26 protein-coding genes, 1 tRNA gene and 1 riboswitch are annotated in these 25333 nt (G+C 46.6%); of the genes, 10 read left to right on the top strand and 17 right to left on the bottom strand.

Annotated elements, in window-relative coordinates; translation table 11 throughout:
• Positions 1-11 precede the first annotated feature (11 nt).
• Positions 12-2090 carry a transglycosylase domain-containing protein gene (locus AC4G47_RS00560; protein WP_491104316.1) on the top strand — a complete coding sequence of 693 codons (2079 nt, stop codon included), beginning with the start codon at positions 12-14 and terminating at the stop codon, positions 2088-2090.
• A gap of 199 nt (positions 2091-2289) precedes the next feature.
• Here AC4G47_RS00560 and AC4G47_RS00555 read toward each other — a convergent pair whose 3' ends face one another.
• Entirely contained in the window at positions 2290-2793 is a 504-nt protein-coding gene (locus AC4G47_RS00555) for a YwhD family protein (RefSeq protein WP_076217003.1), read from the bottom strand.
• Positions 2794-2894: 101 nt separating this feature from the next.
• Here AC4G47_RS00555 and AC4G47_RS00550 point away from each other — a divergent pair, with 101 nt between their 5' ends.
• The 5 genes from AC4G47_RS00550 to AC4G47_RS00530 all read left to right on the top strand — a co-directional run bounded on the left by AC4G47_RS00550 (position 2895) and on the right by AC4G47_RS00530 (position 7962).
• Positions 2895-4886, top strand: a complete 1992-nt coding sequence (locus AC4G47_RS00550) for a M1 family metallopeptidase (protein ID WP_491104314.1) — start codon at positions 2895-2897, stop codon at positions 4884-4886.
• Between the two features lie 10 nt (positions 4887-4896).
• Positions 4897-5739 carry a hypothetical protein gene (locus tag AC4G47_RS00545; protein ID WP_491104313.1) on the top strand — a complete coding sequence of 281 codons (843 nt, stop codon included), beginning with the start codon at positions 4897-4899 and terminating at the stop codon, positions 5737-5739.
• 254 nt (positions 5740-5993) lie between these two features.
• Positions 5994-6131: riboswitch (cyclic di-AMP (ydaO/yuaA leader) on the top strand.
• 3 nt (positions 6132-6134) lie between these two features.
• Complete coding sequence (locus tag AC4G47_RS00540) at positions 6135-6605, top strand: C40 family peptidase (RefSeq protein WP_145326601.1); 471 nt, start codon at positions 6135-6137, stop codon at positions 6603-6605.
• 355 nt (positions 6606-6960) lie between these two features.
• Entirely contained in the window at positions 6961-7455 is a 495-nt protein-coding gene (locus AC4G47_RS00535; RefSeq protein ID WP_458124845.1) for a GNAT family N-acetyltransferase, read from the top strand.
• A 150-nt stretch (positions 7456-7605) separates the two neighbouring features.
• On the top strand, positions 7606-7962 hold the full coding sequence (locus tag AC4G47_RS00530; RefSeq protein ID WP_458124844.1) for a c-type cytochrome: 357 nt from the start codon (positions 7606-7608) through the stop codon (positions 7960-7962).
• Positions 7963-8033: 71 nt separating this feature from the next.
• Here AC4G47_RS00530 and rbsK read toward each other — a convergent pair whose 3' ends face one another.
• The 4 genes from rbsK to AC4G47_RS00510 are packed head-to-tail and all read right to left on the bottom strand — an operon-like array spanning position 8034 to position 9872.
• The gene (gene rbsK / locus AC4G47_RS00525) at positions 8034-9020 is read right to left on the bottom strand and encodes a ribokinase (RefSeq protein WP_491104312.1); all 987 of its coding nucleotides are present in this window, start codon (positions 9018-9020) and stop codon (positions 8034-8036) included.
• Between the two features lie 43 nt (positions 9021-9063).
• Positions 9064-9360 (bottom strand): 4a-hydroxytetrahydrobiopterin dehydratase, encoded by a 297-nt coding sequence (locus AC4G47_RS00520; RefSeq protein WP_062838136.1) that lies wholly within the window; start codon positions 9358-9360, stop codon positions 9064-9066.
• A gap of 30 nt (positions 9361-9390) precedes the next feature.
• Complete coding sequence (locus AC4G47_RS00515; protein WP_458124842.1) at positions 9391-9531, bottom strand: hypothetical protein; 141 nt, start codon at positions 9529-9531, stop codon at positions 9391-9393.
• A gap of 47 nt (positions 9532-9578) precedes the next feature.
• Positions 9579-9872, bottom strand: coding sequence for a hypothetical protein (locus tag AC4G47_RS00510; RefSeq protein ID WP_458124841.1), 294 nt, complete (start codon positions 9870-9872; stop codon positions 9579-9581).
• Positions 9873-10106: 234 nt separating this feature from the next.
• On the opposite strand from AC4G47_RS00510, the gene motA reads away from it, so the two are divergent.
• Both motA and motB read left to right on the top strand, forming a co-directional pair.
• Complete coding sequence (gene motA, locus AC4G47_RS00505) at positions 10107-10907, top strand: flagellar motor stator protein MotA (RefSeq protein ID WP_458127123.1); 801 nt, start codon at positions 10107-10109, stop codon at positions 10905-10907.
• The gene (gene motB / locus AC4G47_RS00500) at positions 10894-11712 is read left to right on the top strand and encodes a flagellar motor protein MotB (RefSeq protein ID WP_491104311.1); all 819 of its coding nucleotides are present in this window, start codon (positions 10894-10896) and stop codon (positions 11710-11712) included. Before motA ends, motB begins: the two co-directional genes overlap by 14 nt.
• 211 nt (positions 11713-11923) lie before the next feature.
• On the opposite strand, the gene AC4G47_RS00495 is transcribed toward motB, so the two are convergent.
• Together AC4G47_RS00495 and AC4G47_RS00490 are read right to left on the bottom strand one after the other, a co-directional pair.
• On the bottom strand, positions 11924-12625 hold the full coding sequence (locus AC4G47_RS00495) for a pseudouridine synthase (protein WP_491104310.1): 702 nt from the start codon (positions 12623-12625) through the stop codon (positions 11924-11926).
• An 18-nt stretch (positions 12626-12643) separates the two neighbouring features.
• A complete protein-coding gene (locus AC4G47_RS00490; RefSeq protein WP_458124838.1) occupies positions 12644-14983 on the bottom strand; it encodes a PAS domain S-box protein in 2340 nt (779 codons plus the stop codon).
• Between the two features lie 331 nt (positions 14984-15314).
• Between AC4G47_RS00490 and tadA the strand changes: the two genes are divergently transcribed.
• Together tadA and AC4G47_RS00480 are read left to right on the top strand one after the other, a co-directional pair.
• Positions 15315-15815: a tRNA adenosine(34) deaminase TadA gene (tadA, locus tag AC4G47_RS00485; RefSeq protein ID WP_491104308.1), complete on the top strand. Its 501-nt coding sequence runs from the start codon at positions 15315-15317 to the stop codon at positions 15813-15815.
• A 48-nt stretch (positions 15816-15863) separates the two neighbouring features.
• Positions 15864-16433 carry a GNAT family N-acetyltransferase gene (locus AC4G47_RS00480; RefSeq protein ID WP_491104307.1) on the top strand — a complete coding sequence of 190 codons (570 nt, stop codon included), beginning with the start codon at positions 15864-15866 and terminating at the stop codon, positions 16431-16433.
• Positions 16434-16557: 124 nt separating this feature from the next.
• Here AC4G47_RS00480 and AC4G47_RS00475 read toward each other — a convergent pair whose 3' ends face one another.
• From AC4G47_RS00475 to AC4G47_RS00430, 10 genes are all read right to left on the bottom strand, one after another.
• Entirely contained in the window at positions 16558-17595 is a 1038-nt protein-coding gene (locus tag AC4G47_RS00475) for an ABC transporter substrate-binding protein (RefSeq protein ID WP_491104306.1), read from the bottom strand.
• 97 nt (positions 17596-17692) lie between these two features.
• Positions 17693-18565: a helix-turn-helix transcriptional regulator gene (locus tag AC4G47_RS00470; RefSeq protein ID WP_491104305.1), complete on the bottom strand. Its 873-nt coding sequence runs from the start codon at positions 18563-18565 to the stop codon at positions 17693-17695.
• A 160-nt stretch (positions 18566-18725) separates the two neighbouring features.
• Positions 18726-19820 (bottom strand): hypothetical protein, encoded by a 1095-nt coding sequence (locus AC4G47_RS00465; RefSeq protein WP_491104304.1) that lies wholly within the window; start codon positions 19818-19820, stop codon positions 18726-18728.
• A gap of 233 nt (positions 19821-20053) precedes the next feature.
• Positions 20054-20206: a small acid-soluble spore protein P gene (locus AC4G47_RS00460; protein ID WP_145326589.1), complete on the bottom strand. Its 153-nt coding sequence runs from the start codon at positions 20204-20206 to the stop codon at positions 20054-20056.
• 22 nt (positions 20207-20228) lie between these two features.
• Positions 20229-20405, bottom strand: coding sequence for a hypothetical protein (locus tag AC4G47_RS00455; RefSeq protein WP_186328016.1), 177 nt, complete (start codon positions 20403-20405; stop codon positions 20229-20231).
• A gap of 29 nt (positions 20406-20434) precedes the next feature.
• A complete protein-coding gene (locus AC4G47_RS00450; protein ID WP_036607297.1) occupies positions 20435-20773 on the bottom strand; it encodes a hypothetical protein in 339 nt (112 codons plus the stop codon).
• A gap of 191 nt (positions 20774-20964) precedes the next feature.
• Positions 20965-21053: transfer RNA gene (locus AC4G47_RS00445), tRNA-Ser, on the bottom strand.
• 196 nt (positions 21054-21249) lie between these two features.
• Entirely contained in the window at positions 21250-22533 is a 1284-nt protein-coding gene (serS, locus tag AC4G47_RS00440; RefSeq protein WP_145326588.1) for a serine--tRNA ligase, read from the bottom strand.
• 272 nt (positions 22534-22805) lie between these two features.
• Entirely contained in the window at positions 22806-23396 is a 591-nt protein-coding gene (gene pdxT, locus AC4G47_RS00435) for a pyridoxal 5'-phosphate synthase glutaminase subunit PdxT (protein ID WP_491104301.1), read from the bottom strand.
• Between the two features lie 344 nt (positions 23397-23740).
• Complete coding sequence (locus tag AC4G47_RS00430; RefSeq protein WP_491106613.1) at positions 23741-25093, bottom strand: D-alanyl-D-alanine carboxypeptidase family protein; 1353 nt, start codon at positions 25091-25093, stop codon at positions 23741-23743.
• Positions 25094-25333: the final 240 nt, after the last annotated feature.

Raw genomic sequence — 25333 nt, 5'->3', positions numbered from 1 at the left:
GAGCCCGTTCCATGACCAAGCCAAACCAAAAGACCCGCAAACGCGGGTTCCGTGTACGGAAATTGTTTAAAAACCTGTCTCTGCTCGCCGTGCTCGCCATACTTGCTACCGCTGCCGGATTGGTCTATCTATACGCAACCAGCCTGCCCCTTGCAGACTCTGACCGGAATTCCAGATTGCTGGACAGTCAGGGTGAAGTCATCGCTACCTTCTCGGCAGGCGGCAAAGACTCTGTGCCCGTTCAACTGGAGGATATCGCTCCAGATCTGGTCAATGCCACTTTAGCAGTAGAGGATCGCAAATTCTATAATCACTACGGGTTCGACGTTCAAGGGATGGGACGGGCTGTGCTCGTTAACCTCGAACACATGCAGATGTCACAGGGTGCGAGTACATTAACCCAACAACTGGCGCGTAACCTGTATCTGTCTCATGAGAAAACATGGACTCGCAAAGCAAAGGAAGCCATGTACACGGCGCAATTGGAAATGAAATATAGCAAAGATGAAATTTTGAAGATGTATCTGAACGAAATCTATTATGGGCACGGTGCATACGGAATCGAAGCGGCTTCGCGGATGTATTTTGGCAAATCAGCCAAACAACTGGATCTCGCAGAGAGTGCCATGCTGGCAGGAATCCCGAAAGGGCCTACCTACTATTCACCCTATAACCATATGAAGAATGCCAAAGACCGACAGAAAATTGTGCTGAATGCCATGGCGGATATCGGAAAGATCACCCAGACCGAGGCGGATAAAGCCTATGAGAAAATGCTTTCGTTCAAGCCGGAAAGTGAACGTAAAACGGTGGAAAGTGCTCCTTATTTCCGTGACTATATTCGAAGTCTGGCCATCAAAGAGCTGGGAATCAGTGAAGCAATGCTGGATCATGGGGGATTGAATATCTACACCACACTGGATCTACGTGTACAAAAAGCGGCTGAAGATGCTGTAGCAAAAGGTATGGATGCCAAAAGCGAGCTGGAGACGGCTCTCGTGTCCATCGACCCTCGCACGGGTTACATCAAAGCCATGGTGGGCGGCAAAAACTACCGTACCAATCAAATTAACCATGTACTGGCAACCACACGCCAGCCAGGCTCGGCGTTTAAACCCATTATGTATCTGGCAGCACTGGAATCCAAGCAGCTCACCAGTGCATCCATGTTTAACAGTGAACCTACGCTCTTTCATTATGACAATGACCGCAAAACCTATAAGCCTGGCAACTTTGGAGACAAGTATCTTGGTGAGATTGACCTTAGGCAGGCGATTGCCGCTTCAGACAATATCTATGCGGTGAACACCATTATGCAGATCGGTCCTGAGCAGGTTGTGAACATGGCGAAAAACCTCGGTATTACAAGCAACCTGAGCGCTGTGCCTTCCCTTGCCCTGGGAACCTCACCTGTCAGTCCGCTGGAAATGGCATCCGCCTTTTCCGTCATTGCTGCTGGTGGACAACGGACACCACCTGTCGCCATTCTGCAAGTGACAGATGCCGCAGGGCGTGTACTCTATGAATCTCCGCAGACCAAAGCTGAGACCGTGGTGGAACCTGCAGCAGCTTATGTCCTGACTCGTTTAATGGAAAGTGTCTTCGAAAATGGGGGAACGGGTAACCGGGTGTCTGCTGCGATCAAACGTCCGGTAGCCGGGAAAACAGGGACGACCAATACGGATGCATGGCTGGTTGGGTTCACACCGGAGCTCTCCACCGCTGTATGGGTTGGGTATGACCAGGGTAAAGCCATCTCGACTTCGGATGGCCGCCGGGCGGCGCCGATCTTTGCCCAGTTTACAGAGCAGGCACTTGCGAGCGTACCACCCAAAATTTTCACCGTGCCTGATCATGTTGTAAGTGTCTACATTGACCCGGAATCCGGCAAGCTGGCAGGCAACGGTTGTGAAGAGAAACGACTGGAAGTCTTTATTGATGGTACTGAACCGACAGAAGTATGTCATGGCACGACAGATGATTCGGATTCAGGGGAGGACCAGAAAGCCCGTCAGGTAGAGAATCAACAAGGCATACAGGAAGAGAAGCATTCCTGGTGGAGTGACTTCAAACGTTGGTGGGTTGAATGACGAAAACACGAGATGACTTAATTACGTCATCCCTACTCCCTGATTATATTGGGCATTTGGAAATTCCACTTCGGATGAAAACTCATAATTATTCAGATCGGTGAATACTGTTACCATACAAGCAAAAGGCCCCGAACCGAACTTTCCGGTCAAGGGGCCTTTTGTTTTTTTGCTTTTATACTGTATTGAATGATCTGTCTTAGGCCAGTGCTTCCTTCAATACATCCGGAGAAGCATTCCACCATTCTTCGTTGTGTGAGATCAGCAGTGTCTTAAGTGCAGCTCGGGCTTCTGGTCCAAGCTCATCCAGCATGAAGCGACGCTTCAAGGCATAGTCCATGCGATTCACATGTTCCGCCAGCAGTTTCCATCCACGTCTTGCTTCCGTATCAATCCACATCTCACATGCCGTTGCCCCACCATACAGTTGGCCTTCCTCCGTGCGATCGACAGCTACCCACACCAGCCATACTTGGCGTCCGTTGGGCACATCTTCACGATTGGTAGAGAACTTGATATTGCGTTCCACTTTGCTCTTCGCATGCATCGCACCGATATCGATCTTGGCTTCGCCATTATCAATAATGACCGGGGAAAGGTTATTCAGATCAATGGAGCCTGCACCGAAGCCTTTATGCTTGCTTTTTGCACTAACGATATTCAAGGCAATCTGTTTTTTGCCGTTTTGCTCGTTTTGGTCCATGTTTATAGCCTCCAAGGGTTGATACAAATATTTTAACTAATAATTGGCCCATTGCAAACATATACATGCTGTAGATGCTTGTCAACGGGAGGTATTTAACGATGATTCCACGACGCGCCAAGAGCTGGCTCACCGCATCCCTGGTCCTGTGTGTACTTGCCGGAGGGATATGGATCACTCTGGGTTATAATCGCTCAACTCATTCCGAATTGCCAGTACTCGCCCCCGAATCGGGCAAGCCCAAGGCAATAGCCCCAACCCCAGCACCTCCAGAAAGTGTACAGACCCCTACCGCCGAAGTGTACAGCAACCGTGTTGTGGAGTATCACATGGATGTGAAACTGGCCGAAGGGAACGTATTGAAAGGGACTCAGACGATCACCTGGACACATCCAGGTAAAAAAACCGTCAGTGAACTATATTTTCATATGTATCCCAACGCCTTCTCTTCTGCTGACACCACCTTTATGAAGGAATCCGGTGGAAAGCTTCGGGGTGATGTCATGCCTACCAATGGCTATGGCTCCATGAACATTACCGAAATGAAAACGGAGGACGGGCTCTCTCTGCTGCACCGGATGCAGTATGTGCAGCCAGATGACGGAAACATCAAGGATACCACCCTCATTAAAGTACGCTTGCCCAAACCCGTCAAAGGCGGGGAAAGCATCACACTCCACACCCGGTTCGAAGTAAATCTGCCGAAGATTTTTGCACGGATGGGAACCGCTGATGATTTTGTCATGGCCGGTCAATGGTTTCCCAAATTAAGTGCCTATGAACCTGTGGGCAGGCGTGGAAGAACAACGGAAGGCTGGAATCTGCACCAATACCACGGCAATTCGGAGTTTTACGCCGACTTCGGTATATATAGTGTGCGTATTCGGGTACCTGAAACATACAAAGTTGCTGCTACTGGATTCCCAACGCAGCAAGCTGTGGTGAAGAATGGAGAGAAAGTCTATCAATTCTATGCCGATGATGTGCATGATTTCGCCTGGGCAGCCTCACCCGATTTTGTCTACGCCGAGGAACCCTTCTCTGCACCCAATGTTCCTGGGGTACGAATCAAGCTGTACCTGGACCCTGCTCATCAAGATCTGAAAGAACGATATTTCCATGCCGCTAAGGCCGCACTAGCCAATTATAGCAAATGGTTTGGTCCATATCCTTACGCGACCTTATCCATCGTTGTTCCGCCCAAAACGGGGAACGGTGCCGGAGGTATGGAATATCCCACGCTAATCACAGCCTTTGGTGCGGATGATACCACGCCAGGCTATGACCTGGAACGTACCGTAGTTCACGAGATTGGACATCAATACTTCTACGGCATGGTTGCCAGTAACGAATTTGAAGAAGCTTGGCTGGATGAAGGGTTCACCTCTTATGCAGAAGACAAACTGATGGAGCAGGAATATGGACTGATCCCGAACCTGCCGGTACAATCGGGCCTGATTACGTCTCCTTCATCATTAACACAGGAATCCTGGAAGTTCGAGTCACAGAATGAGTACGCGGCCAATGTCTACACACGTGGCAAGCTTGTATTGCTCGGTATAGAACATCAAGTCGGTGCGAAAACAATGGAACGTATTCTCTCTACCTATGTGAAGAAGTACCGCTTCAAACACCCCACATCAGCTGATTTCCAGAAAGTTGTAGAGCAAGTAACCCGTACTTCCTGGTCTGATTATTTTAATCAATATATCTATGGTAACGGAATGGCTGATTTTGCTGTCGAGGATATTCATGTTACACCCGTGCAAAAAGACGGCCAAACATTGTACGAGTCTTCCGTGACGATCGTGAAAAAAGGCAGTGATTACAACGCCGTTCCTGTTCGCATTGCTTTTGAAGACGGGCATATCCTCACCAAGCAATGGAATGGCAAGGAAGATCGCATCACCTATAAATTAACTCACACATCCCCTGTCTCCTGGGCCATGACCGATCCTCTGTACACGATCGTGCTGGAGAACCGCCACATGAACAATTTCCTGAAATCCGGACTGGATGAGCCAACAAAATCCCGCTGGAGCATGAGTGTAACCAAACTAATAGAAGCCATATTCGGAGGTCTGTCATGGTGAGGTGGAAACGGTGAAAGCAAAAATACGCGAAGGCTGGTTTCTCGTCCGTCAGCATATGTTCATTGCAGCACTCTTATTTCTCTATCAGCTCATATGGGGATATTTCCTCTATCGAATGGTTCAATCAGCGGTCGTCCCACTGCTCCTGCGCTATCCTGACCCTGATGCCGGGGAGTTAAGTACGCTTTTGTTCAAAATGGAAAGCCAACTTAACCTGTCCACCCATCCGGAGGTTCATCGTTATCTGTGGATCCTGGGGGCTATGCTGCTGGTTCGCATGTTGATCAGCCCCCTCATTCAAGCAGGACTGCTCTACTCGCTTCAGCACTATAATAGTACTGAAGAGCGCATTCCATTCGTCCGCGGAATCAAAAATCTGTGGAAACCGATGCTGTTGCTCCACAGCATACGTACATTATTGATACTTCTACCCGCCTACTGGCTCATACCGAAGCTGTATTCAATTCTACTGGATGGATTTCATTCCCTTCAATTACTCTTGCCCGGCATACCTTATGTAGCTGCCTGGTTCATATATGGCTGGGTTATCCATCACGTCCTTCTCTACATGCAGTTCGGTATTTCCGCACCGGAGGGAGAAGGTGGCGCTCACGGCACACTCAAAGCACTCTGGATTGCACTACGACATCTCATCGCCGTGATTGGCATTGCACTGCTGCTGGGCGGAGTTCACCTGCTTATCTTCGGGGCGTTCACTTCAGCCTCATGGTTACTAACAGGACTCACCGGACTTATACTACAACAGACGTATCCTCTTGCCAGATGTCTAATGAGCCTGTGGAAAATATGCGCCCATTTTCGCTTATGGCAGTCCAAAACATCCAAAGGTTAGAGCAGATCGTTTAAAAATTGTTACCATCGCATGTTAAACTCATGGCCTAATAAGTACTTATAAATAGGCAAGCCTCAACCTTTCCCCGTCAAAGGTCGAGGTTTTTTTTGCTAAATTTATTGTTAAACGTTGCCAAACCGGTACACCTCTGTTACAATAATCGCAGTGAGTTTTTAGTAACAACTTTGTAATCTTTATATTCATATTTGTAACTACTTAAAATTAAATCGTCATTTCTTGATTTCGCAGGTGCATAACTAGCATAGCCAAATTCCTGGCACCTGGGAAGCGGGGGAACCAGTTATGGGTGAATTGATCTTGCTACAGAGGGATCATAGGGGACCTTCAACCGAATCCTTAAGCTAACCTCGCAGGCGTTGGAAGGGGTATCTCTCTTGTTCAAAAAGAAATTAACCGCAGCTGTACTTAGCCTCACATTTGCATTATCACTTGGTGCAGGCAGCGCATTCGCAGATTCAAAAATGGATACAGTAATTGATTCAGCAATGGGAACTACATACAAAAGCGGGGGAACAACGCTTAACGGCTTTGACTGCTCCGGGTTCACACGGTATGTATTCGACAAGTTGGGTATTGATTTGGCACGCCAATCCAGTTCCCAATTCGAAATGGGCGATTCCGTATCCCGCATGGAGATGAGAGCTGGCGATCTGGTATTCTTTAATACAACAGGTAAAGGCGTATCTCATGTAGGAATCTTTGTAGGGGATGGAAAGTTCGCACACTCCTCTTCTTCCAAAGGCGTTACGATCAGTGCATTGAGCGAAAACTACTGGGCCAATCGTTATGTTGGCGCTAAACGGATTATGAGCACGGACGCATATGAATCACTGGCCCTTGACTAGGGACAAGCTGGGCAACATGATGCTGTAACCATTAACCCTACTGGAACGAAGTAAGAAGTATAACAGAACCGCCCGGTACATTCTCCGCAGGAATGTATCCGGCGGTTTTTTTGTGCTTCATCCCCTGTTCACGTAGCAAGTAACACACGAGGCATATCCTGCGACATCAACAGCTTTACTTGGCGTTCGTTTGTCCGTGCCCTTATGATGTTTTTACCCATCCCGTTATAATATAAACGTAATTACCGGAACTTTTGTTTCATTTTTTTCCCAAAGTTGCAGACTTGCTAAAAGAACTGCTCTTTTGTAGAGTGGACAGAGGGTTTGGTGATGAATGAGAGGAGCGTGCAGATGTATGAATGAAGCCCCTGTGACGTTTCACGTTGTACCCATGCTAGAAGAACATGCGGAGTTTATCTGCAATTGGCAATACGAGCCGCCTTATAATATCTACAGCTGGCTCCCCTGGGAGCAGATGAAGGCACTTGAAGTGGAATTTGGGGATGCACAGCTACGGCAGGAACAATATGCGATTGTTCTAGATCAGAACGAACGCATATATGGATTTGTTCAATACTTCCCCCTTCAAGGGGTAACCCGGATTGGCCTCGGCATGCATCCAGAGCTGTGTGGTCAGGGTCAAGGGAAAGCTTTTGTCACCGCCATTGTACAGGAAGCCATTCGCCGAAACCGGACGAATGAGATTGACCTGGAAGTGCTGACTTGGAATGCCCGTGCCATTCAAGTCTATCTGAAGAGTGGATTTGTCATCCAGGATACATACGAACGACAGACCCCTACCGGCTTAATGCCCTTTCACTGCATGGTCTATGAAGGGCCTCGTGATTAGAATTCATTGCAAAACAACCAAATCTGCTCCTTGTTATGTGATTAGTTCAAAAAATTACCACAAAATGCTATGATGTGACTACAGGTTCCGTTATAATGATATGGATAGTTTCAGGTTAGATGATCTTTCATTCTGGAGGGGACATAAGGGATGCACAAATGGATCATGAGCGGGGTATTTTTTGCAGCATGCGCTTTAGCTATTGTTTTAATGTTTACGCTTCCAGGGAAAGAGGAAGTGGCTGAAGAAGCGAAACCAACCATGCCGGAAGTGACGATGGATGCAGGACAGGCTGAGGCACTGGTCAAAGCCAACTGTATTTCCTGTCACGGGGATCAGCTTCAGGGTGGCGTAGGTCCTGCTCTGGCAAACATCGGCAGCCAGGATGATCTGGAGAAGATCTATTCTACGATTATCAAAGGTAAAGGTGGCATGCCTGCCTTTAAGGGCAAACTGCAGGATGAAGAGATTGCCAATATCGCCATGTGGTTGTCAGAGAAGAAATAATCTCTGCACGCGCATAACGAAGAGGCCCTTAATCCCCCTTTGGGAGAGTAAGAGCCTCTTTGTTATGCAGATTATTGAGCTTCTGGCGCGTGCTCGGCCAGAAAGGCCTCGACTTCATGTGCGGACGGCATCCCGGACTGGGCGCCGAGCTTCGTCACGGATAACGCGGCCGCGCCCATGGCGAAGCCTACAGCCGCGTCCAAGGTCTCACCGCGCGCGAGGGCTACCGCCAGCGCGCCGTTGAAGCAATCGCCAGCGCCGGTCGTATCGACGGCGCTTACGGCGTAGCCGGGCGCACGGCACGCGCCGGCACGCCCTGCTTGTACGCGGCCACCAGGCGCCGCCGCGTACACTGCCCCCTCGGGGCCGAGCGTCGTGACGACAGCGGCCCCGAGGGATGCGGCGAGCTCTGCAACCGCCGCATCCAGGTCTTCCGGCCGGAGATGATCCCGGCCGGTAAGCACGGCAAGCTCAGTGCGGTTCGGCGTGACAACGTCGACGCACCGCAGGAGCTCTTGGGGCAGACCCGGCACCGCGGGAGCCGGGTTGAGCACAACCAGTGCGCTGCCTTCAGCCGCTAGTTGGGCGGCGCGGGTGACCGCAGGCAGCGGGATCTCCAGCTGCAGCAGCACCGCTGCGGCTGCAGTCAGGCTTTTTACCGTATCCGCCTCCTCCAGCATCGCAGGCACAACTTGTCCATTCGCGCCAGGAATAACAATAATCCGGTTGTCTCCCCTAGAGAGCCAAATGGACGCAGTCCCTGTAACCGTGTCTTCCAATATGCGAACCTGCGAGGCATCTGCACCACTTTCCGTCAGACTGTGCAGTAGACGTTCGCCAAAACTGTCCGACCCCACCGCACCAATCATCGTGGTTTGTCCACCCAGACGCGCAGCGGCAACAGCCTGGTTCGCCCCTTTGCCACCAGCGAGATAATGCAGTTCCTCACCGCTCACCGTCTCTCCCTCTTCCGGAATCGTGTCTGTCTTCACCACGAGATCCATATTGAGACTGCCTACGATAGCAATGAGAGGTTGTTTCTGATTATAGTCTGACATGTATGGTTCACTCACTTCCGCCGTGCGATTATAACCGAACTCGTTATTCCGACCTCATTTTGTCATAAGCTTCGTTATACTGCCCTGCTTCCTTGATATCTACAGATGTAATACCGCCCGCATCCCATGACGTAAGACGCAGCGTAACCGTTGTATAGTCAATCGTAATAAAAGGATGATGATTGAATGCTTCCGAGATCGCAGCGACCTCATCCACAAATGCAATCCCTTTCATGTAGTTGGAAAACACGAATTTACGTACAATCCACCGTCCCTCTTCCAGTTCCCAGCCTTCCAGCCTTCCCAGATGAGCTTCGACTTCCTCTTGTGAAAAAACCATGCGTTATCTTCCTCCCCATAAGATGGTACATTACAGACGGATGTCCGTATAACCACCGACACCTTCGATGCGATCCATAGCAACCTCAAAGGCCAGGCACACCGCCATGCGGTTGGCCCATTTCACGACTAACATCTTACCACGGACAAGCTTCAAAATCCAATCAACCAAATGGCATAGATCCAATAACCGTAAGGCTTTGAGAACATGTGCACACACTAAATTAAAGGTACAAACGTCAGCTCTTCTTCCCCGATCAAAATATGAATGCGGTGCTGATCCTTATCATGGATGACGACTCCACTTCCAACCGGGATGACAGACTCTTCACCCAGTGCATAGAACAGATCCTCCGCCAACGCCTCATCCACTTCAAGTTGCTCAGGCGTGCCTAGTCTCTCCCACTCTTCCGAGTCCATTTCAAAGAAAACATACCGATCCGGTATGCGTCCGAGTGCCGTTGTCAAATCTGTCAAAATTCCTTCATAATCCCGTCCATGCTTTACGCCCATTGGCTTTTCACTCCTATTCGGCCCCTAAGGAGCGGATTTGATCTTATTATACCTGAAAATAACCCTTAAAAAAAAAGGCCTATTGGTCGATAAATACTATACATGATCGTTTTAACTGTTTTGGCAATCCAAAAGAGTGCCAAGCATTAAACGAATTGCGGCTCTACGTTCGTCCGGAAGCCCGAATATAGCCGCTTGAAAGGATTCAATTTTATCTCATGGATGAGGTGTATGATGAACATTTCAACAATTATTGGACTTGTTTTGGGACTCGCTTCACTTGTACTCGGTATGATGTTGAAGCATGCTCCCCTAATTAATCTGGTCAACAACCCAGCAGCCTACATGATTATATTTGTTGGTACCGCAGGAAGTATTTTTATGGCATTCCCCATGTCAGAAATTAAGAGAGTTCCGAAGCTCTTCGGGATTTTGTTCAAACAGCAAAAATTGATCGACCGCGTATCCCTAATCGGCACATTTATGGACTGGGCTTCCACTACCCGTCGTGAAGGTTTGCTTGCACTAGAATCAAAAGTTGAAGAAATCGACGATCATTTCCTTCGCAGCGGCATGCGAATGATTATCGACGGGAACGATCAAGATTTCGTCAGCGATGTTCTAATGGAAAATATTCACACTACAGAGGAACGTCACCGCAGTGGTGCACTGATCTTCTCCCAAGCAGGTATGTATGCTCCAACACTTGGCGTTCTTGGAGCCGTAGTTGGTTTGATCGCAGCCCTTGCGGACCTTAGCGATATGGATAAGCTCTCTCAAGCGATTGCAGCAGCATTCATCGCTACCCTCTTGGGTATCTTCACAGGTTATGTACTGTGGCATCCAATGTCCAACAAGTTGAAGCGGATGTCCAAGCAAGAGATGGAAATCAAGCTCATGATGGTTGAGGGTCTGCTCTCGATTCAATCCGGTGTTTCCACCATTGCTATCAATCAGAAATTATCTGTATTCCTGACACCTTCCGAACGTAAACAACTGGAAGAGAAGGAGGGTTCATCAGGTGAAAAAGGCTAAGAAGCATGAGCCACATGAAGAGCATGCAGACGAGAGTTGGTTGCTCCCTTATTCCGACTTGATGACCTTGTTGCTCGCTCTGTTTATTGTGTTGTTCGGCATGAGTTCCATTGATGCGGGTAAGTTTGAGCAAATGGCTTCCGCACTAAACAGTGCATTGAATGGAGGCTCCGGAATTCTGGACCATTCGTCCATGAATCCGGATACGCCAGGTGCTGATTTGGGTAAGAACAAACAGGAACCTACAGAAATCACCAAGAAAACACCAGCTCAGATCACCGATGCTCAGATGGCTCAAAAAGAGCAAGAGGATCTGGAGAAGCTCAAGAAGCGGCTTGACCAGTATATCTCGAAGAGCGGGCTTTCGGACCAGCTGAACACCAAGCTGAATCAGTCTGAATTGAAGATCACGATTAGTGATAACGCCCTGTTCTCCTCAGGCCGAGCAGATGTGAAGCCTGAATCACGATCCCTGGCCAAAGCAATTTCGAGCATGCTGCAGGAGTTCCCTGAATATGAAGTGGTGGTATCCGGTCATACCGATAATGTTCCCATTTCGAACAACCAATATAAGGATAACTGGGATCTGAGTGCGGATCGTGCGCTCAACTTCCTGAAAATCCTGTTGCTGAACACGCAATTGGACCCTTCCAAATTCACACCAAGTGGTTATGGAGAGTATCACCCCATTGCCAGCAACGACAGCAATACCGGACGGGCACAGAATCGCCGTGTAGAGGTATCTATCATTCGGAAGTATCAAAGTAACAATACAAATGTAAAAGCCGTAGGCGAAGGAAACTAGAGGCCTGCAGCGATTCATTAAACAAAGACCGTTCTCCAGATACAAGGAGAACGGTCTTTTAGGTTTATATAGGGCTTATGTATAGTTTATCTACATATTTCTGTACTATTCGGTATTATTGACCAGCCTTCATTAACTCTGCACTAAAAAGCCCTGCGCTCCTTTTCGGAAAGCAGGACTCAATTGGTTAAATTAGTAAAAGTTGAGTCGACTATTCCAATGAATAGTCCAGCAGACCACCCAGTTCCGCTTTTTCTGCGGTGGTAAGCTCTCTCCATGAACCTGTCGCCATTTCTCCAAGATGAATGTTCATGATCCGAACCCGCTTCAACTTACGGACCTCGTAGCCAAAGGCACTACACATGCGCCGGATCTGACGGTTCTTTCCTTCAGTCAGGATGATACGGAATACTCGATCCGTCATCCGGGTCACTGTACAAGGTAGTGTCATCTCCCCCAGGATCTTCACCCCAGTGCTCATACCTCTAAGGAAACTCGGGGTTACAGATCGATCAACAGTGACGATATACTCTTTCTCATGGCGTCCTTCTGCTCTAAGAATCCGGTTAACGATATCTCCGTCATTCGTCATCAGGATCAAACCTTCTGAGTCCTTATCCAAGCGTCCAATTGGAAAGATACGTTCATCGTGCCCGACAAAATCAACGATATTCCCCTGAATATGCTGCTCGGTTGTACTTGTGATCCCAACCGGTTTATTCAGGGCAATATATACGTGTTTTCTCTTTTCCTTGATTGGCTTGCCATTGATTCGTACATCGTCGCATTCTTCTGCCTGACTGCCCAGTTCAGCCTTAACTCCATTAATCGTCACCTGACCGCTATCCACCAACTTGTCTGCTTCACGCCGGGAGCAGTAACCAGTTTCACTAATAAATTTATTAATACGCAAAAGGTAATCTCACCTCATCTATTTCTCTTCATCTGTAAGTGATTCATCCGTTACCTGATCTACCTCAATAACTTCCGGTTGTTGCTCGGATGCAGGTAGTTCAATAATAACCGTTGTTCCCTTGTTCATGACGCTTTTAATATCCATCATGCCCTTATGTGATTGAATAATGCGTTGACTGACCATAAGACCAAGCCCTGTTCCAGACTCTTTGTTTGTAAAGAAAGGCTCCCCAAGTTTGGGCATCATCTCTTCGGGGATACCAATCCCTTCATCCTTGATCTCAATTCTGACGCGATTCAGCTGTTCGTCATGCTTGAGCTTAATATGGATGCTTCCTCCATTTGGCATGGCCTCCATGCCATTTTTCAGCAAATTGATAAATACCTGCTTCAACTGGTTCTCTTCACAGTGTACCATAGCCGAATCGGATGAGGCACGCAGTACAAATTCTACACCATGCAGATGCGCCTGACTATCCAGCAACGAGATGACATCACCGAGAATAAACCGAATATCCCGATTCTGAAAATGAACTGCCTGCGGTTTCGCCAGAATCAAAAACTCACCGACTATAAGGTTGATGCGATCCAGCTCCGATAACATCAGATCCAGATGACGATGATTCAGCTTATTGCTCTCTTGCTGGAGCTGCAGGAACCCGCGCAGTGTGGTCAGTGGATTACGAATCTCATGTGCTACACCCGCTGCAAGCTGGCCCACCGTTGTTAGTTTCTCAGAGCGTCTGAGCAGCTCTTCCATCCTGTTACGACTTGTAATGTCCCTGGAGACACTAATGAGCGCGGTAATCTCTCCTGCCTCGTCTCGTACCGGAGCCGTACTGACACTGACCTCTACCCGGGTCCCGTCCTTCTTCATCCAGGTGGTTTCGTTGGACGTAATGGACATCCCCTCAACGAGTTGGGCATGCTGACGTTTCATTTCTTCCTCTGCCTCTGGCGGGATGATCTTCAGATTACGACCTTCCACCTCACGACTTCGAAAACCATATAGTTGTTCAAATGCACGGTTAACCCGTAGCACTTTTCCTTCAAGATCCGTAATGTGAATGGCATCAGCCGTCTGATTGATGATGGACTCCAGATGCTCTTTAACCGCCCGATTCTCTTCATACATCTGTTTCAGGCGGCTCGTATAATGGCCCAGATTGCGAATCATGGCATTAATACGGTTGGCCAGTTGGCCAAGTTCATCCTTCCTCCGGACTTTCAGACGAAAATCAAAGTGTCCATCCGCTACTTCATTCACTTTGCCCAGTATGGATTGGATCGGGCGTGTAATATAACCTGCCAGCAAATAGCTACCAAAGATCACGATCTCCAGTAAAACCAGAGATATTGAGGCATGGCTCACCAGCTGCTCCGATACCATGGAGGATATTTGCTTATAGTCCATGACAATACTGATGACATAGGAAGACTGATTGGGTGTGAAAATGGGAATAAAACTCTTCAGTACCTTCTGTTCGTGCGTTTCACTGACAAAAGACACATTTTGCCCTGTCCGAATGGCGCGCACCACAGCACGATGGTCCTCATCCGCAGAACCATACTGGTATGTGCCGAAACGAATCGGTCTGTTATTCAACTTGCTAAAGTTCGAATCTCTTCCGTCACCACCCATGTTCGGGCTGCCGAAAGTTAACGGATTGATGCCTGTAATCTCCAGAATGGAGGGATTGACCTCACGAATTTTATTCAAAATCTCATCCGGACTAGAGATTTTCACATAGTCATCAACTTCCGTATTATTATAGAAGGGATTGATTATGTAGTTTCTCTTTCCATCATGGTAGTAACCCCAGATATCAATATCCGAAGGACTGGATGTAGAATACTCGAATCCATCTGACCAGAAATGATCCAACTTCTGCCCTTGGGGAATCGTCACCTGTTGTTTTTCAAACAACTGCTTAAAGGCTTGATACCAATAGGTCATGGATTTGGTGGATAGTCCGATCTCTCTCGGATCTGAAGATCGACTAACCACAATGTCATCAGCCGTCTGCTCCATCAACGAAATATGCGAGACGCCGACCTTTTGGCTCATGCGGACAAGTTCTTCATTTGTGATATTATTAATATCCGGGTCCAATTCTTCCGCTGCCATAACGGCAGCAAGCCACAGATTGTTTCCAATCTGTCGTTTTACATAATTCGAACTGTATTGATTCTGTTCGACAGCAATTGCAATCTGCTTCGCAGTGAGCACCATCTTGTTTTCACTGTCCTGCCGCAGATTCTCTTCTGTAGTATAATAACTCAATGCGATATTCAACACTAAAATCACGAGCACTGAGCACGACATAATCATGGATAATTTCGTTTTAATAGACAACTTTTTTGTTCACCTCTCGGCTTGTACCCTCTGGCGATATATGGCAAAACCTATACCCATCATAACGCTTGTATGTCTATTTGAAAAGTATAATTGACCTCCGTCCAAAAGTTACCGATTGGCTGAAAAGCTCGAAATTCGTTGTTTTTTGCCTTTTTGGACTCTACAATGAAATTAATCACTATATTTATCCACAAATCCACAGGCTTGTGGATAGTTTGTTTATAACTATGTGAGCAACTGTACGGTTATCCACAATTCTATACACAACATGTTAACAACCCGAATACTTGTTCGCTGAATAAACGCTTTTGGAAGGAGTTATATTGTAATGACTGACCATTTTCTCCAGCCCGACCTTTCACATTTATCCGAGGAAGCTCAGCATGAGCATTGGATGCGAGAGGCCATTGCCGAGGCATACAAAGCCGAGGCTCTTGGCGAAGTTCCGATTGGAGCCGTAATCGTACAAAATAATCAAATCATTGGTCGAGGATATAATCTGCGTGAAACTACGCTGGATTCCACCGCCCACGCGGAGATGGTGGCTATCCGTCAGGCCAGCGAGATGATTGGATCTTGGCGTTTACTGGATTGTGCTCTATATGTCACTCTGGAACCCTGTCCAATGTGTGCAGGTGCAATTGTACAATCCAGAGTCCCCCGCGTAATCTATGGTACAGCTGATCCCAAGGCAGGCTGCGCAGGTACACTGATGAATCTGCTACAAGAGCCTCGTTTTAACCATCGTACCGAGGTCGTTCCGGATATTCTTCAGCCTGAGTGCTCTACGATGCTGACTCAATTCTTCAGACGTTTACGCAAAAAATAACAATAATCATCGATTACGAAAGCCCAATTGGAAAGGAAGTGTATTGCAATGGCACTAACACTCTATGATACAGCCAATGGCATAAGCCTTCGGTTGCTCACACCCCAGGATACACCATCCTATCTGGACCTCATTCAGATCACACGCATCCCATATCAAGCTGTAGAACCTGTGCGAGAGGACGATTTCTATACACTGGATGCTCAGACTCGGCGGATTCAGGATCGGGTCAAGGCAGCAGAAGAAGGTACAGGATATCAATTTGGAATCTATACCATTCAAGACAGCCTGCTGATTGGACAAGTAAGTCTCAACAATGTGGTATTGGGCGTTGCCAATTATGCTGACATGGGTTACTTTATCCATCCGGATTATCAGGGCGGTGGACGAATGACAGCAGCGGTTAAACTGGCCGTAGCTTATGGCTTCCGTGCGCTGAAGTTAAATCGGGTTCAGGCTGCGGTATTGCCCTCCAACAAAGGTTCGCAGCGCGTACTGGAGAAGAACGGATTCCAGTTTGAAGGTACTGCGCGCAAATACCTCAAAATCAATGGCAAATATCAGGATCATCAGATCTATGCTGTACTTGCTGAAGATTTGGATGAACTTGCGAATTAATTGAGAAGAAACTTATCCTCACAACCGTCTGTATTTCCAATTCAACAGTATACAAGTTCAATGTACAAAACCGCACTACCCTAGTATTTAGGGAAGAGTGCGGTTTTATTTGTATGGCACTTTTTTATTGGGCTTTCAAACTATTCGTTATTTGCTCTACACCGTAAGACTTACTAACCGGCCCAAAACCAAAGGCCACCTGTCCATTTATCTTATAAACATGCCCATTCTTAACTGCCTTGAGTCCTTTCCAGACAGCGCTTTTCTCCCATTCATCCGTTACAGCAGACAGAGATGGATCTTCCATATTGAAGTACCCCAAAAATAGATAATCCGGGTCGAGCTTCGCAATCCCTTCCAGTGTAAGCTCTCCAGCCTCTGTGGACGGAGGCGTTAGTCCGAGACCTTCATAATATTCCGAGATATAGTCGGCACCCTGAAGATAGGCCTGTTTCTCACGAACCTGCATGAATGCAACCGTTCCTTCGATAGATTGAAGCTCGCTTTTACCATCTGCAAGTTTTTGATCAAAATCATTAATATACTGTATAGCCTTTTCTTCCTGTCCCAAAATCTGCCCCAGATCTGTAATGACTTTACGCCATTCTTTGAATACATCCTGCTTGGTCTCATCCAGTACAACAGTTGGTGCGATCTGATCGAGTTGCTCCAGAATGTCCTTGTTCGTCTCATTGCCGGCAATAATCAAATCCGGTTCATAAGCAAGTAATGCTTCCAGATTCACTTGTGTATTCTCACCCACGATATCAATCGTGTTTTTGTTTTCAACATACGGTTTGTACAAGTCACTTTTCAACAACGATTGATCTTCTGTAAAAGGAAGCGTGATAGCCACGGAATCCAGATCAAATACGAGCAGATCATCACTCAATCCCCAATGCGCCAAAGCTATCTTTTTGGGTTGTTGTTTGATTCCCATGTCTCCCCGAGCAGTCTGTACCGTACGTGGATAGTTATCAGATGACCCATCTGCGGATTCAGAGGATGAGCCGGAACTCTCGATTGTACCGGTAGCACTTTGCTCCGTCTGACTTGTCGTTTGCTCTGACTTTTTTTCACCCGACGAGCAGGCAGCCAATAGTAAAACTAAACTCAATACTGCAACAAGCATGAACCAACCCTTATATCTTGTTCTATGCATCCTAGAGCTCCTCCAATTACTTCAGCGAATTCATGATAACAATTATCATTATCAATTATATCAGTGATATCCGCCTGTACAATGGACACCGTCCGATTCAGGATGGATTCTTTCCAGGTCCCATAACCTTTCTCACTTCAGACGGGGCACAGCCCTTATGCAATTTATACACCCGACTGAAGTAGTAGGGGTCCGCATAACCTACCTTTGCAGATACCTCTTTCACGGTGTAACTTCCGATCTCCAGCAACTCCTGTGCGCGATTCAGACGATACTGCATCAGATAACGCATCGGACCCATCCCCGTGTATTTTTGAAACAAATGTGAAAAGTATTTCGGTTTCATATCGAATTGAGCAGCAACACCTTCAAGCGTCAGTGGTTCAGCATACTGATGTTGAATGAATTCCTGAGCTGAATCTACCCATTTAACACTTGATGTATTCCTTGCATTTCTCGCTCCACGGAATACCGAGATGAGCAGTTGATAAAATAGGGTCTGCTTCTCCAGTTGGTTCATATACCCCGGATTGGAAGCATTGTTAAGGAGAGCCAGCATCAATTCCCCTTGAACTCCAGACTCTGAATCATTCAAGCTCGTCCGCAGCTCATAGACTTGATCCGTATGAAACGAGTGAAGCCCCTTTTCCTTTTGCATTGCCGGCAAGTAATGAACTAATACATACTCAAAGTTCCTGTCTCCGACATGGATCTCCAGGTGCATATTCTTACCCCCGATAAAGGCCTTGCCTGGTTGCATATGATAAAGATATTTCGTACCATCCGTATTCGTAAAATGAAACTCTGCCTGTCCTTGTAACACCAGCAGCAAAGCACTTTTTTCTGTTCGTTTCTCACGGTGCCCATCGTAAATCATGTCTGCACGCAATACAGTACGATAAATCCCACTTACATGAACAGGATGCTCAATGAATTCATAAGCAAGCTGCTCTTCATCCGGTGTTATCATTGAGTACTCCCCCTAATCCCCTTTCATTTATAAATAGTTTATCCTCCGTCCGATTCATTGTATAGACTATATTTTCATTCAAAAAAAACCGCCTGTATCCAAGAGGAAGGAGAATATCCTTCACTTGAATAACAGACGGTTTTGGTTGGACTCGACGAGATTAGTAACCGTACGAAGCGTTCATCAATTCTTCGAACTCTTGCATGGTAATTACGTCATCGCCCGTAGGGATGTTGATTTTGAATGCTGCTTTTTCGTTAATCTTGGTGTACGTATTGGAACCGGTAAATGCCAATTTCACTTCGTCTTTCGTATCTTCCGGCTTGATCAGCACATCAGCGACCATCTTTTGATATACCGGGAAGTCGTTTTTGTCCAATGCGAAATCGATGTTGAATTGGTTAATTGTCAGAACATCTTTCAATTTGTCCAAGTCTTTAGCCATTGCAGCCTGATCTGCCTCAGTGATTTTCATATCTTCTTTAGCTTTGTCAATATCAGCCTGATCCATTTGCAGCAATTCACGATATTCCTCTTTGGACAGAATATCCAATACTTTAGGCATAGCTTTCGTTACCAGTACAGTAACCGCTTCTTTAACATTGTCATTATTCACCGAGAATTGTACAACCTGCTTCGCATCTACACCTTCAGGAAGTTGTGCATCTTTGGTGTCTAGGTTTTTGAAGAATTTAGCTTGATCGTACTCGCCCAGCACTGCGTCCATTACTTCGTTGCTCAGCTTTTGCGTTTTGGCTGCATCCATAGCATCCGGGTTCCATTCTGTGCCCTCTTGCTCAGCCAATTCTTTCAGATCCAGCTCCAGGAATTTACCAACAACATTCTCCGGAATCGGGAAGAATGGAATGTTCGGCACTTTCACATAAAGTTTCTCTGCCGTCATCACCATTGGAATGTTAAAGGTCATACCCATGTCGCCTTTAAGCTCGATGCCAACAGTCATCTCTGTCTGCATTGGCTCACTTTGGTATACACCCGTTACATTCAATTGAGCATCCTTCAGCATGCTCATAAACTGAGTCATAGTAGGATCAGTTTGTGACGCATCCCCCGGTTTATAGCTCAATTCATTAATTGTAAAGTTGGAACTCATTTCATACGAAGTCAATTTGGAAGCATTGGCCGCAGCCGTCTTCAATGCCTCTTTTGGTTCCTGCTTGCTGCTACATGCTGTCAATGCCATAGATACGGTCAACAGCAACGTAAGAAGAAGCGCCCCCATACGTTTAGTCATTTGTTTCTCTCCTCTCGTGATAACCCCAAAAAAGTAATTCAATCTCAATGATATACCATATCACCAGATACCGAAACCTAATTTGGGAAAAATGTGATCTTTCCTCTTTAAAATGGCTACAAAGACCTATGTCAGCTTTGGGAATAACCATGTGCCAGTCTTTATATATGTATGAATACGCAAAAGCCCCCTGTTAGGTAACAAGGGACTTTTGCGTAAATCTGTTTCTTCTATTAACCTTGAGGATTCAAATGATCCACGTGGTTTTGATTTTTAACTTTTTTGGAACCGGATAATGGCTCCTGCATGGAAGAGCGTTTGGATGAATGATGATGCTGTTCGGATGCTTGCGCTTCCGGTACGGGAATTGTTTTCGGTTTGCTCATATTATTGCCCCCTCATCATTGTTTAGGAATGGGATGGGTCCCTGTCTTCCGTTTTATCATGATTCAGTGCATCTTGATGACGGCGATCATTAATATCTTGCTGAATCTGCTGAGCATGATGACTGTTTACGGCCGGCTGCTCCAAATCATCAATTACATTTTGCAGGTTTTTGTCTACTCCCGCTTTGGCTTTAGTCAATTGAGTTCACTCCTTCAGATTTCAGGCTATTATCTCGTCTGGGATTGTAACGACTGGGCGCATTCATGAATGTGCCGTGTATAATCGTGAGCCAGTTCCTGAATCGGTTCTGTACGCTCATCTGTCGTTCGTCCATCACGTTCCACATCAATCAGCTGTACGCTGACTTCACGGGAATCGACATATGCACATTTGAAATCAAAAGAGTACATCTCGTGCCCTGCTGTAGCAATGTGTATCCGAATAGCCTGCTGATCGGCTTCATCGGCCATTACCTGAGCCTGGTCTCCAACATTCAGGACTTGAGGCAAACGTTCTTGCCAGGCCCCCACAAGCTCTGTCTGATCGATGTTTAACTCGCGGTTCATCTTACCACCTCCACTCCTATAAAGTGCGGCGATGAGGATGTTTTTATACATAACAGCTTTATTGAAATATACCGTTACACTGGGCAACCTATACATCGGCGGCCAACTTCTAGATTCAGGGCTTTATACGTACATATAACGCAAAAAAGGACCCGAGCGATATCGCTCGAATCCTTGTTATAAGTGTAGTATGGCGGAGAGGGTGGGATTCGAACCCACGTGGAGTTGCCCCCTAACGGTTTTCAAGACCGCCCCGTTATGACCGCTTCGGTACCTCTCCAGGGAATTAACTTTTATAAACTTGCCACGAAAATTATCATACCACAATTAGATATGAAGATGCAACCTTTTTTTATATCGCTATTCAAAATTTAGTTCAGATCGCGGATTTAGATATACAATACCTTCCCATCCGCCATTCAGGAATGACGAACGGGAATGGCATTCTTTTTGATATGTGAATCGTTAACTCACTCTTAAGAACGACGTGCAATCACACTGATGCCACCCATATAAGGACGCAATGCTTCCGGAATGACAACCGTGCCATCTTCCTGTTGATAGTTCTCCAGGATTGCTGCTACAGTACGACCAACAGCCAATCCTGAACCGTTCAATGTATGAACAAATTCCGGTTTAGCTTTTGGTTCTCTGCGGAAACGGATATTGGCACGACGTGCCTGGAAGTCCTCACAGTTGGAGCAGGAAGAAATCTCACGATAGGTGTCGCTCTCAGGTAACCACACTTCAATATCATACGTTTTAGCTGAAGTGAAGCCCATATCTGCGGTGCAAAGTGTTAGAACGCGGTACGGCAAGCCCAGTAGTTGAAGCACGCGCTCCGCATTTTGTGTCATTTGCTCCAGCTCTTCATACGATGTCTCTGGGGTAGAAAGCTTCAGCAGCTCTACTTTGTTGAATTGATGCTGACGAATCAATCCGCGTGTATCCCGTCCAGCCGAACCGGCTTCAGAACGGAAACAAGAGCTGTATGCCACAAAGTGCTTAGGCAATTGATCTATATTCAGAATCTCTTCGCGGTGGTAGTTCGTTACCGGAACTTCAGCGGTAGGAATCAGATAATATTCAGTATCTTTCAACTTGAACAGATCCTCTTCGAACTTAGGCAGTTGACCTGTTCCGAACAGGCTGTCCCGATTGACGATATATGGAGGCAAGATCTCCTCATATCCATGCTGATCACTGTGCAGATCCATCATGAAGTTGATCAATGCCCGTTCCAGACGCGCTCCCAGACCTTTATAAAAGGTAAAACGGGAACCAGTTACTTTGGCAGCTGCTTCAAAATCAAGGATATCGAGATCCTGTGCAATTTCCCAGTGTGCTTTTGGTGCAAAAGTAAATGACTTGGGCTCTTCCCAGCGACGAATCTCAACATTATCCGCTTCGGAAGCTCCAATAGGTACACTTTCGTTAGGAATGTTCGGAATGGCCATCGTGAGATCATTGATCTTCACTTCCAGTTCACGAACTTCTTCGTCCATAGCTTTGATTCGGTCAGAGACTTCACGCATCTCCACAATCAGTTCGTCTGCATTCTCACGGTTCTTCTTCAGTCTAGCGACTTCACCAGATACCGTGTTCCGACGACTCTTCAGCGTTTCACTCTCTTGAAGCAATTCCCGACGCTTGGCATCCATTTCCGTAAATCCAGCGACAAGATCCAGCGATTTGCCACGGTTAGTCAACGCTTCTTCTACACGTGCATACTCATTCCGCAATATTTTCACATCAAGCACGATATAACCTCCTAAATAACCCCACGAAGTGAAGCTTTATGTTTAATCAAATCTCATAACTCTACTGTGTATACCTTACTATATACTTATCGGACCCTGTAACCAAAAAAACAACCTATGGTCCAGGTGTCACCCTCCGCTGCGATTCCCGCTTTGAAGCAGATACAGGCAACATTAGGCATCCGTTCAGATGCAACTGCCAACCAGCGGCCTTACAAGGCTTCTGGGGAAGTGATCCGATGACCGGGAGATCATAGGTTGTACATCATGCTTTATTTAGGATCTACCAAGGGTGAGTAGGATTTGGCCATGTCTACAAAATAAGCATGCAGACGATAGTCATCCGTCAACTCCGGATGATAGGAGCAAGCCAGCAAATGTCCCTGGCGCGCAGTAACAATCTCATCTTTGTATGTGGAGAGAACCTCCACCTGGTCTCCAACACTCTCAATTAAAGGAGCCCGGATAAACACAGCCCTTACCGTTTCCTCAATGCCTTTGACTGGCAAGTCTGTCTCAAAACTTTCTCTCTGCCGTCCAAATGCATTTCGAGATACAGTCATATCCATTAGCTCCAAATGAGCTTCTTCTTGTCCTGTAATGTGTTTGGCCATAACGATCAAACCAGCACAGGTACCAAATACCGGTTTGCCCTCAGCAGCGAACGCTCGAATGGCATCCATAAACCCGTACTTGCGCATCAGTTTACCGATCGTTGTGCTTTCCCCGCCAGGAAGGATAAGACCGTCCAGATCCTCTAATTGCTGAACCTGTTTGATTGCCACACCTTCTGCTCCGGCACGTTCAATACTCCGAATATGCTCTGTGACAGCTCCCTGAAGTGCTAATACGCCGATCTTCATATGAACATTCCCCTTCTCTTACCAGCCGGATCTTGCATACGCTCAGAAGGTGCAAGTTTAGAAATCTCAATGCCATTCATCGCTGCTCCAAGAATCTTAGACACTTCGGCCCGTAATGCATGTGTCGTTCATTGCCTTGAATATAACGGTTAACCCGCTCTCCCAGGTAATAGAACAATATACTTTTTTACATCATCACACGTAGAATTCTAACTTGATATTTTACCGGAAAAATTGTAAATATACAATCCATCCGGTTGGAATAACTTGCATTTTATCAGTGATTTGACCACATCAATATTAAAAATCATGATCATGCTCTTTTTCGAGAAATACGCTATTGGTTAAAACAGGTTTTTAATTCCGTCAAAGAGATCCACGAAGAAATCCTTTACAGCCCGGAAGAACAGACGGAACCATCCGCCTTTATCCGCCTCTTCAGCAGTGATCAAGTTCACTGTCTTTTCCTGAGGCTCAATTCCATCTGCTTTATACGTGTACGTAACCGTACCAACCTTCGTACCTGCCTTAATTGGTGCCACCAGCTTGTCAGCTTCAGTTACGTTGGCTTTGAACGTCACGTCCAGGTTTTGAGTACCTTTGGGAACAACGAAACTTACCGCATTATCTGTTACGACAGGAACGGTCGTTTCTTTCCCTTTTTTCAAAGGTACAGCTTCCCAGCCCGTTACTTTGGTCTTGCCTGCAACAGCCTGTTTCACTTCAAAGTTGTTAAATCCATAGTCCAGTACCTTTTTAGTTTCTCTGAAACGTGCAGATTCCGAATCAGTACCCATAACAACACTGATCAGACGCATACCATTACGCTCCGCCGTACCCGTGAAGTTATTACCCGCATTCGAGGTATGGCCTGTTTTCATTCCGTCGAGACCTTCATAGGCATAGCTTTTGAAATTGGTTATATTTTTATTCGCTTCCAGCATCCAGTTGTAATTGATGATTGGATCTTTATCATTAGGCCGGAACTTGTAGGATTGAATCGTTGTGAAATCTTTGTAGTCGGGGTGATCCATAATGATATATCTGCACAAAATGGCTGCATCTCGTGCCGCCATAACGATTTCTTTATCCTCAGCTGGACGGAATTCCGCAGGCATATCTGCACGATCCAAACCTGTGGAGTTGATGAAATAGCTATCTTTCATTCCCATACGCTTCGCTTCATCATTCATCATTTTGACAAAAGCTTGTTCGGAACCTGCAACATATTCAGCCAAAGCAACCGTGGCATCATTGGCAGAACCTACGGCCATAGCTATGTATAGCTCCTTGACCGTATGTTGGTCACCTTTTGCTAGGAAAATGCGCGATCCTGTACTTTTGGCTGCATTTTCACCTACAGTAACAACATCATCCCAACTAAACTTTCCCTGTTTAACCTGTTCTGCGACAATGTACTCTGTCATCATCTTGGTCATACTTGCAGGCGGCATCGCTTTATCCGCATCGACATTTAGTAGGACCTGTCCCGTTGAAGCCTCCATCAGCACAGCTGCTCTAACTTCGAGCCCGAGTGAGTCCACCCCAGGAACTTGTATTGCTTTTTCCGTCTTTGTTGTTGTTGCCGTAGCAGTCAGAACCTGACCGGAGTTATCCGCAGCAGCCATAACCGGCATTACTGCAGACATGCAAAGCATGTTAATTAGCATAACCGAGGCTACGCTCTTTTTGAGCATTTGGCGTTTCTTTTTATTCAACTGTTTGGTTTTCAATGATGAATACTCCCTTCGATCCAAAGCATGGTTAAATGCTTCAGTGCAGCTTAAGCTGCGATTTTCTTGTTCCCTAACCTGTGCAATGATGTATGAGATGTGTGGTATATGCGCTATATCGAACAAGCAATATTATTGCTCCTAAAGTTCGTTATCGATTGTCACTTAGTCCGCATTTTGCGAATGCTTATGTAAAAGGACGTC

This window comes from Paenibacillus sp. Negev47, assembly GCF_058313655.1.
Note: the sequence above shows the minus strand (reverse complement) of the source record. Positions and strands in the feature narration are given on the sequence as shown.